Origin of the sequence: uncultured Campylobacter sp. (assembly GCF_937949835.1) — a bacterium.
Classification (GTDB): Bacteria; Campylobacterota; Campylobacteria; order Campylobacterales; family Campylobacteraceae; genus Campylobacter_B.
Map to the genome: position 1 here is coordinate 1 of NZ_CALEDC010000051.1, position 8,580 is coordinate 8,580.

General features: G+C 47.2%; 7 protein-coding genes and 2 pseudogenes. 2 read left to right on the forward strand and 7 right to left on the reverse strand.

Going from position 1 to position 8,580, the window contains the following annotated elements; translation table 11 throughout:
* Together Q0256_RS01140 and Q0256_RS01145 are read left to right on the forward strand one after the other, a co-directional pair.
* Positions 1-253: hypothetical protein (locus Q0256_RS01140; protein WP_297959256.1), on the forward strand; the 253-nt coding region annotated here is incomplete at its 5' end.
* A 53-nt stretch (positions 254-306) separates the two neighbouring features.
* Complete coding sequence (locus tag Q0256_RS01145; protein ID WP_297959258.1) at positions 307-822, forward strand: hypothetical protein; 516 nt, start codon at positions 307-309, stop codon at positions 820-822.
* A gap of 69 nt (positions 823-891) precedes the next feature.
* Here the strand turns inward: Q0256_RS01145 and Q0256_RS01150 are convergent, their stop codons facing one another.
* The 7 genes and pseudogenes from Q0256_RS01150 to Q0256_RS01180 form a co-directional block, all read right to left on the reverse strand.
* A complete protein-coding gene (locus tag Q0256_RS01150) occupies positions 892-1,857 on the reverse strand; it encodes a hypothetical protein (protein ID WP_297959260.1) in 966 nt (321 codons plus the stop codon).
* The gene (gene pgsA, locus Q0256_RS01155) at positions 1,832-2,389 is read right to left on the reverse strand and encodes a CDP-diacylglycerol--glycerol-3-phosphate 3-phosphatidyltransferase (RefSeq protein ID WP_295152120.1); all 558 of its coding nucleotides are present in this window, start codon (positions 2,387-2,389) and stop codon (positions 1,832-1,834) included. Before pgsA ends, Q0256_RS01150 begins: the two co-directional genes overlap by 26 nt.
* Positions 2,386-3,165 (reverse strand): enoyl-ACP reductase, encoded by a 780-nt coding sequence (locus Q0256_RS01160; RefSeq protein WP_297959262.1) that lies wholly within the window; start codon positions 3,163-3,165, stop codon positions 2,386-2,388. Before Q0256_RS01160 ends, pgsA begins: the two co-directional genes overlap by 4 nt.
* A complete protein-coding gene (dapA, locus tag Q0256_RS01165; RefSeq protein ID WP_297946499.1) occupies positions 3,166-4,062 on the reverse strand; it encodes a 4-hydroxy-tetrahydrodipicolinate synthase in 897 nt (298 codons plus the stop codon).
* Positions 4,055-5,308: a pitrilysin family protein gene (locus Q0256_RS01170; protein WP_297959264.1), complete on the reverse strand. Its 1,254-nt coding sequence runs from the start codon at positions 5,306-5,308 to the stop codon at positions 4,055-4,057. The genes dapA and Q0256_RS01170 overlap by 8 nt, the downstream gene beginning before the upstream one ends.
* A 1,067-nt stretch (positions 5,309-6,375) precedes the next feature.
* Positions 6,376-7,428 (reverse strand): annotated as a pseudogene (locus Q0256_RS01175) (quinone-dependent dihydroorotate dehydrogenase); the annotation flags it as partial.
* A gap of 353 nt (positions 7,429-7,781) precedes the next feature.
* Positions 7,782-8,580 (reverse strand): annotated as a pseudogene (locus Q0256_RS01180) (hypothetical protein); the annotation flags it as partial.

Consider the following 8,580-nt stretch of genomic DNA (forward strand, 5'->3'; position numbering starts at 1 on the left):
AAAATCTATCATTAAACATGATTTAGCTGATGTTAACTGTATAATGACTTTAGATACTGGACAAGATGAAAATTATTATTATTTTGATATTCGCAGTGATAATGAAAAATGTGGTGGAGATCCAAGTGTAGCACCACGATTATTTAGTTATCAAGTAAATAAGAAAACAGGCAAATTAAAAACAGATTCAATGCAGTGGGCTGAAAAAATCGGAAAAGATCCTTTAACAATGGAATTTCATGCGATAGATTAAAATTTGAGAGAGAAATTAAGAATAATTTTAAAAATTTAAAGGAGAGATTTGGGATGAAAAAATTTATTTTGTTAGGGATTTTTATATTAACTTTTATGGCACAGGCTAATAGTTCGTTTAATATTAAAGATGATGATTATAGTATGAAAGGTTATTGTTTAGGAATTGGGAAAGCAAAAGTTGATAAAGTTGATGAATATACTGGAACAACAACTTTTAGAGCCGCTTTATGTAGAGTGGATGATAAAGTTGTAAGGAATGTTACAGTTTTGTTTGACTATATATATGTGGATACTAATTATGATATTAGAAAAAAATTATTTTTTATTCCTGTTACAGCTCTTGCTCAAGCAAAATATAATTCAGATAATAATATACTAAGAATGCACATGCAAATGCGTGGAACAGCTTACAAAAATTTACCAGATGGATTCATTCTACCTATAACTTCAAAAAATATAAAAGAACAAGGTGCTAAAATTGTAGATGAAGATTTAGTAGAAGTTTATGGAAGCACTTTGGGAGTGCCAACAGTTTCTGAAGAGGAATTTTTAGATGAAGATTATTAAAATGAAGAATAGGGAGAATTTTATGAGAAAAATTATATTACTTTTAAATTTATTTTTAGTTTTGGTCGGTCATTTAACCAAGCTTAGTTTAAATTTTTCATCTATTAAATTTGGACTAAAGCCCTCTAAGCCACTTTCGCAAGTGGATCTAAACATTTGGCGTATTAGTCGTTTTATTTTGCCTTGCGTTGGCGCGGCGCTGCGATCGCCTAAAATTTCTATTTTCTTTATCTTGTAGCTGATTTCATTTACTCCATCTACGGTTTTGTTGGAAATTTGCTTTAGCACTATATTTGCGTGGTATTCGTAATAACCGTGATTGTAATGGGTAAGCGTAAAAAGATCATTGCTACCGTCCGAGCCCACTTTTATAAGAAAAATCTCGTTTAGCTCCTTTGAGATACACCACAGACTATCTATCTCATCTCGGCTTAAGCTAGCTAGACCGTGTTGATCTCTAAATGGATTTATGATTTGTCCTAAGTTATCCTCAAAGCGGTATCCGTCAATTAAAAATCCACCTACATAATCAATGTTGTAATCCAGGGCGTCTATTAGCAAAACATTTTCATTTTCGGCGTTAAGGGCGTCTTGTAAAATTTTAAAAATATCACTTTGACTGAGCTTGCCGCTGTTTTTCGGTTCTAGTGCATAAATTTTATGAATACGTCGCTTCTGTCCATTTATCATCCTAAAATCGCCGAACCAAGCGCCGTAAGTAATGACTGTATCAAACATTTTGCCTTGATAATACAATCTATATACGTTAAAATCTAAATTACAATGATCCCAAAAGCCGCTAAACCTCCCGTAGTTTATGAGCAATGCGCCAAGCTCTCTATCTATGCGCCAGCTTAATTCTATAGAAATTTCAGGATAACATCTAAAAGGCAATCGCTTTTTATAAATTTTATTTCTAATATCTTTTTCTACCTTATTGAGCTTATACTTTCTTGCATTTTCTTCGCCGATTTTCTCTTCAAGTATAAAAGCCATATCTAGTCTAAATTTAGCCTTTTTTCGTAGCCTTAGCATACGCCGCGACGTATTCAAAGCCCGAATATAGCGTCAGCGCAACCGCGATCCAGAGTAGGGCGTTTGCATAGGGCCACTGCATCGTTAGCCAGCCGATAGCGATCATCTGAAAGACCGTCTTTACCTTGCCCGCCATCGATGCGGCGACCTCTACGCCGTCGCCCGCCATCGCCACGCGAAGGCCAGTGATGAAAAACTCGCGGATTAGGATTAGGTAGATCGCCCACGGACTGGCGCGCCCGATAAACATAAGCCCCAAAAAGCCCGCAAGCGTCAGCATCTTATCAGCAAGCGGATCGATGATGGCGCCTAGCTTGGTCTTTTGGTTCCAAGAGCGCGCGATGTATCCGTCGAAAAAGTCCGTGACGGAGGCGATGACGAAGACGAGCGCGGCAAAATAATCGATCCAGCTGACGTGCACTGAGCCTACCATGCCGCCGTTCGCATGGCCGGCTAGTAGGATCAGCCAAAAAAACAGCGGCGCCAGCGCAACGCGAAAGCTCGCTAAAATATTGGGTAAATTTAGCATTATTTAAAGGTCGTTCCGCCGTCGACGATGAAGGTGTGCCCCGTCACCCAGCTAGCCTTGCTCGAGCATAGAAATAAACATGCTCCCGCCAGATCCTCCGGCTGCCCCATGCGTCCTAGCGGGCTAAGCTCGGCGGTCTTGTCGCGCACCTCTTCGTAGTTGGTAAAGGCCCTAAGCGCGTCCGTCTCGATCGGGCCGCCGCTTACTACGTTTACACGGATGTTTTTCGCTCCAAGCTCGGTCGCGGCGTAGCGCGCCATCGCTTCGACGGCGGCTTTTGCCGTGCCGTGACCCGCGTAGTTTTCGATATAGACTAAATTTCCAGTGGAGCTAAGCGAGATGATCGAGCCGCCGCCTACCACCTCCATGCGTTTTGCGGCTTCTTGCGCGCCCACGACGAAGGCATTTACGGTCGCGGTAAAGATATTGTTGATGCCGCGCGGCTTTAGCCTCATAAATTTAGTGTATCCGCCCGCGACCGCGCGACCCGAGATGATGGCGTTTGAGATGAAAAAATCCACTCGCGCAAAATCTTCGTCGATCTTAGCAAAGAGCTCCTTGTAGGTCTCTGGCTCTAAGATATTGAGCGCATAAGCGCGCGCCTTGATGCCGTAAGCCTTCTCAAGCTCGGCTGCTTGCGAAGTCGCCAGCTCCTCGTTGGAATTATACGTAAAAGCGATATTTGCCCCCGCAGTTGCAAATTCCAAAACTATCGCCCTGCCTATGCCTCTCGTGCCGCCGCTGATAACTAGCGTTTTTCCTTTAAATTCGTTCGTCAATTAAAATCCTTTGATAGTGTATTGTTTCATTACGTTTTCTATTTTTTTGAGGTTTTCCGCGCTCGGCTCGCAAAGCGGCAAGCGGTACTCTAAGCTCGGCGCGAGGCCCGCGATATACATCGCCGCTTTGATCGGGATCGGATTGCTCTCGCAGAATAAAATTTTATTGATCGCGTAGAGATCGTCGTTGATCTGCTTGGCTTTTAAAAACTCATTTTGCAACGCAAATTTCGTTAGTCTCGCCGTGTAATCGGGCAGTAAATTTGCGGTGACGGAGATCACGCCCTTGCCGCCGTTACTTAGGATCGGATAGTTGATCGCATCCTCGCCGCTAAGCACGCTAAGGCGCGGCTCGTGCGCGAGCAGATCGACGCATTTATCGATGCTGCCGCTAGCTTCTTTGACGCCGTAGATGTTCTCACAGTCGTTAAAAAGCTTGATGATCGTATCTGCGGCTATGTCGCAGCCAGTGCGCCCTGGCACGTTGTATAGCAGTACCGGCAGATCTACCGAGCTTGCGATCGCCTTGTAGTGCAGATACAGCCCCTTTTGGGTGGGTTTATTGTAGTAGGGCGCTACGGATAAAATTCCATCCGCGCCGTGAGCCTGCGCAAACTGCGCTAGCCCGATCGCTTCGTGAGTTGCGTTGCTGCCCGCGCCCGCTAGCACCTTGACGTCCGTGCCCTTGCACGCATCTACGGCGATCTCGATACAGACGCGGTGCTCGTCGTGCGTCAGCGTCGCGCTCTCGCCCGTGGTACCGACGGGTACGACCGCGCTTATGCCGTTTGCGATCTGTCTTTTGATGAGCTTGGCGTAGGTCTGCTCGTCGAGTTTGCCCTCTTTAAAAGGCGTGATCAGCGCCGTCATAGAGCCGATTATGACATTTTTATTCATCGTTTTCCTTTCGTAAGATAATGCTTGTGGATCTTTTAAGGCTTAGATAGGTTTTCATCGCTTTTTTAACCGCGTTTTTATCTAGACTTTTGATCTCGCGCTCCAGCCTAAATAGCGCGTCCAGATCGCCGCGGACGATGTAGCTGCCGTACATCTGCGCTACCTTGCTAGCGCTGTCGAGGGAGTAGATCAGATCGCTGCTTAGGGTGTTTTTGATCTTTAGCATATCATCGTCGCTTATTTTAGCTTTTTTGGCTTTTTCGATCAGCGCTAAAATTTCATCTCTTAGCGCCTCGCCGCTTACGCCTTGGTTGCAAACGGCAAAGACTATAAATAAATTCTCATCCTTACCGCTCATATCGTAGATGTTGATCTGATTGGCGAGCTTTTTCTCATCGACCAGCACGCGCTGCAAAAGCGAGCTCTTGCCGCCGCTAAGATATATATCCATCGCTTTGATCGCCGCGGCGTCAGGGTGGTTAAACGGCGGAATTTTAAAGGCGACTGCAACGATCTGCGCCTCGCTGTTTTTGTAAATAATGCTAAGCTTCTCGCCGTCTTGCGCAGGCTCGGTGCAGTGAAGGCACGGAATTTCGCTTTTGTTTTTTACGGGCGCGAAGTGTTTTTTTGCCGCATCAAACGCCGCCTTTTCGCCGATGTCGCCGGTGATCAGCAGCACGGCGTTTTGCGGCTGATAAAATTTAGCGTGAAATTCCTTGATATCTTTGATACTCCAGTTTTCGATATCCTTGCGAAAGCCGATCGGCGTCCAGTGGTACGGGTGGTACAAAAACGCGGCGTTGTAGAGCCTGAAAAATAGATATCCGAACGGATCGTTATCGGTGCGCCACAGCCGCTCCTCGAGTACGACCTTGCGCTCGGGCTGAAATTCTTTGTCTTTGAGGCTCAAGTTTTGCATGATGTCGGCGTAAAGATCCAAGCAGACCTCTAAATTTGAGCTCGCGCACTTGATGAAGTAGTGCGTGTAATCAAAGCCCGTGCTTGCGTTGTTCACGCCGCCGAAACCCTTTACGATCGCATCGAACTCGCCTGCCTTGCGATTTTTCGTGGATTTAAAATTTAGATGCTCCAGCATGTGCGCGATGCCGCTTTTGCCCATCACCTCGTCGCGCGAGCCGACGTTGTAAAACACGTCCACGCTGATGACGCCGCTGCCTTTATTCATCGGGATGTGATAAATTTGAAGCCCGTTTTGCAGCGTGATTTTCTTAAATTTCGGAAACATTAATCTTTTTTCGCCTTTCGTTTTTTGCTTGAGTTTTGCTCCGCGTCTTGGGCGCCGCTCGCTTCTTTAACCTCTCTGGTCTCTTTAGCCTCGGCATTTTTAGTTTTGGCGCCGCTTTGCTTTACGTTTTTGCTATTTGAACTTTTGCTTTCCCCACTATTTTTTGGCGCGGCTTTAGTTTTAGAATTTTTGCTTTCTGTGTCGTTTTTTGGCGCGGCTTTAGTTGCGGTTTTATTTTTAGATGCGGTTTTACTTGCCGTGTCGCTTTGCTTTGTGCTTTTAGCCTCTAAATTCTCGCTCTTTATGCTGCTTTTCGAGAGATTTTTTGCTTCGGCGCCCTTTTGCTGCGAGGCATCCTTCTGTAAGGCGTCTTTTTGCGTAGCGTCCTTCTGTGAGATATTATCCTGCACGGCGTCCTTATGCAAGGCGTCATTCTGTGCGTCATCTTTCTGCGAAGCGTCATTCTGCGAGGCATCCTTTGAAATTTTACCGCGCTTGGAGCTTACGTCGACTTTTGAAATTTGACTTTGCTTTTGCTCTGCGCCGCCTTTAGACACGCCTTTTGAAATTTTATCCGACTTTCGATCCGCACCGCCTTGCTTTGTACTTTTATCCTCTAAATTTTCACCTTTTGCGCTGCTTCGTTTTATGTTTTTAACCTCGGAATTTTTATTATTCGCGCCACTTTTAATCTCTGAATTTTCGCTCTCCGCACCGCTTTGCTCGGCCGAGCTTAGATCCGTCGCGGTATCTGCGCTTACCAAGGCGTTTAAATTTGTCGAAGCGCTAGAATTTTCATCCGTTTCGGAGATTGAGCTTGTTTGAACTGCGGGAATTTTATCAGCTTGGGTGCCCGATATTTCGCTTTTGCCGTCGTTTGAAATTCTGTCCGCATCCTTGCTTTCGGGCACGTTTGAAATTTCGCTCGCCTCCTCGCTTTTGCTCGTGCTCGAAATTTTATCCGTTTTGGCATTCGCCTCTTTGTCTTCGCAAGCGCGCAAATCCGCGCCGCCGCCGCGATTTTCGGTCTGATCGCCTATAACGCCGTATCCTTCGCCCGCGCGATCTTTTAAATTTGCCCCGACCGCTTCGCTTATGTTATTGAAGCCGTCTGCGCGCAAAAGCTCCGCCAGCCCCTCGTTGATCGATTTTGCGACGAACGGGCCTTTGAAGATAAAGGCGGTAAAAATTTGAACCAGGCTCGCGCCCGATTTGATGCGCTCGTAGGCCTCCTGCGCGCTGTCTATGCCGCCGCAGCTGATTAGGATCGTGCGGCCGAAGAGCTCGCGAGCGACCTGCGCGAAAAGCTTTCGCGATTTTTCGGTGATCAGTCTGCCGCTTAGGCCGCCGAAGTCCCTGGCGTTGGGGCTTAGCGAATAATCGACGCTCGTGTTGTTTATGATGATGCCGCTTGCGCCGCTTTGCACCGCGCACTCGCACAGCGCGATCGCCTGATCCGCGCTCATATCGGGCGCCAGCTTTAAGACGAGCGGCCTGTTCGTGATTTTTTTCATCGCTCCGATCAGCTCGCTTATGAAGCTGTTTTCTTGCAAAGCGCGCAGATTTGGAGTGTTCGGCGAGCTTACGTTGATGATGAAAAAATCGCACAGCCCGTTAAATTTACGGCCCAAGGCTTCGTAATCGCTTAGCGCGTCCTCGTTCGGAGTGGCTTTGTTTTTGCCGATATTTGCGGCGATCGGGATTACAAAAGGATAAATTTTTCGCACGCGATGCTCGATAATATCGGCACCTTCGTTGTTAAAGCCCATCGCATTCTGAATGCTCTGCTCGCTAACGAGGCGAAAAAGTCGCGGCTTTTCGTTTCCGCTTTGAGGGCGCGGCGTAAAGGTGCCAAAATCGATGTGTCCGAAGCCAAGAGCCGCCAGAGGCGCGATCATCGTCGCGTTTTTGTCGAAGCCACCCGCGATACCCACGGGGTTATCGAAGCTTAAATTCCATATATTTTGAGTTAAAATTTCATCTTTATAAACGCCGAATTTTGCCAATGCCTCAAGCCCGCCCGGAGTCGCATAGAGCGCGCGAAGTCCAAATTCTGCGATCTTATGAGCGGTTTCGGGATCAAATCGAAAAAAGATTTTTTTCAAGGTATCGTAATTCATAATTTTTCCTCAAATTTTGCATAATGGTAGCTAAAATTTAATTAAATATAGATAAGGATTTCGCGCCGTATTTGCAATCTGCGGCGGTAAAATTTAGTTCCGAAATTTATGCGCTTAGAGGCTGCGTAGAATTTCTACGGCTCGCCGCGTTGATCTGAATTTACGCAGAAGCTCAAAGATGCGCGGCGCAAATTTTATAAATTTAGCGCGCCCAGGTACGTGCCGAACGCGCGGTGTCAGTGGCGCCGCACGCGGTAGCGGGCATCGCCGCGATTTTATCCTGTGCCGATCTGCGCTCAATCCCACCCAAGCTAAATTTTAAAATTTAAAGCGTCTGCTCGTGCCGTTTGAGTTTAGCGCGCGTCTTTGTCAGCGAAGGCAACGATCATCGTGCCCAGAGGAATGATCGCAACGCCCAAGATAATCGCTAGCGGGTTTAGCAAGGACAGCTTGGCAAGCAGGTAGATCGCCGCCACGAGCGCCGCGTAGGATAGAATTTTAAACGGAGAGAAAAACGCTCCCGCAAAATTGCTCCGAACTTCGCCTCTTTTGCGCTCATCATCCCAATCGTCCGTGCTGCCGCCCGCGCCGTCGAAATCATCCTTTGATCCGCCGCGCGTGCCGCCAATCCCACCCCCAAAATCGCTCATACCGTCGCTCCGCTCGCTGCTATCTACATCGCCGCCACGATTGCCGCTATCTGTGCCATCGCTATGATTGCTACGATCTACGCCGCTGCCCAAGTTGCTGCTCGCTACGCTTTTTAAGTCATCGCAACGCGCGCCTATGTCGCCTTGCGACCTATCGCTAGCTTTGTCGTTTATGCCGCTGTGTAACTCGCCGTAAATCGCGCTGCCATTCATATTAAATTTATCGGCAGCATATCCTAAAGCGGTTGCGTCGTAAGCAGAGGTTTCGTTGCGACTGCTCTCGGTGGAATTTACGTCGCGCTCACCAGCGGCGGTTGTCCCGTACTCGGCATCTAAATTTGAGCTGCGAGTAAAATTTATATCGGCGGAGCTTGCGGTACGCTCGGCGGCGGTTTCGTCGTGCAGGGCGCGGCTATCGCCGTTTTCGACGCGGGTCTCGCCGCTAGTGAAATTTACCGCGTCTTCAAAATTTTGAGAATTTGAAATTTCGGCGCCTGAATTT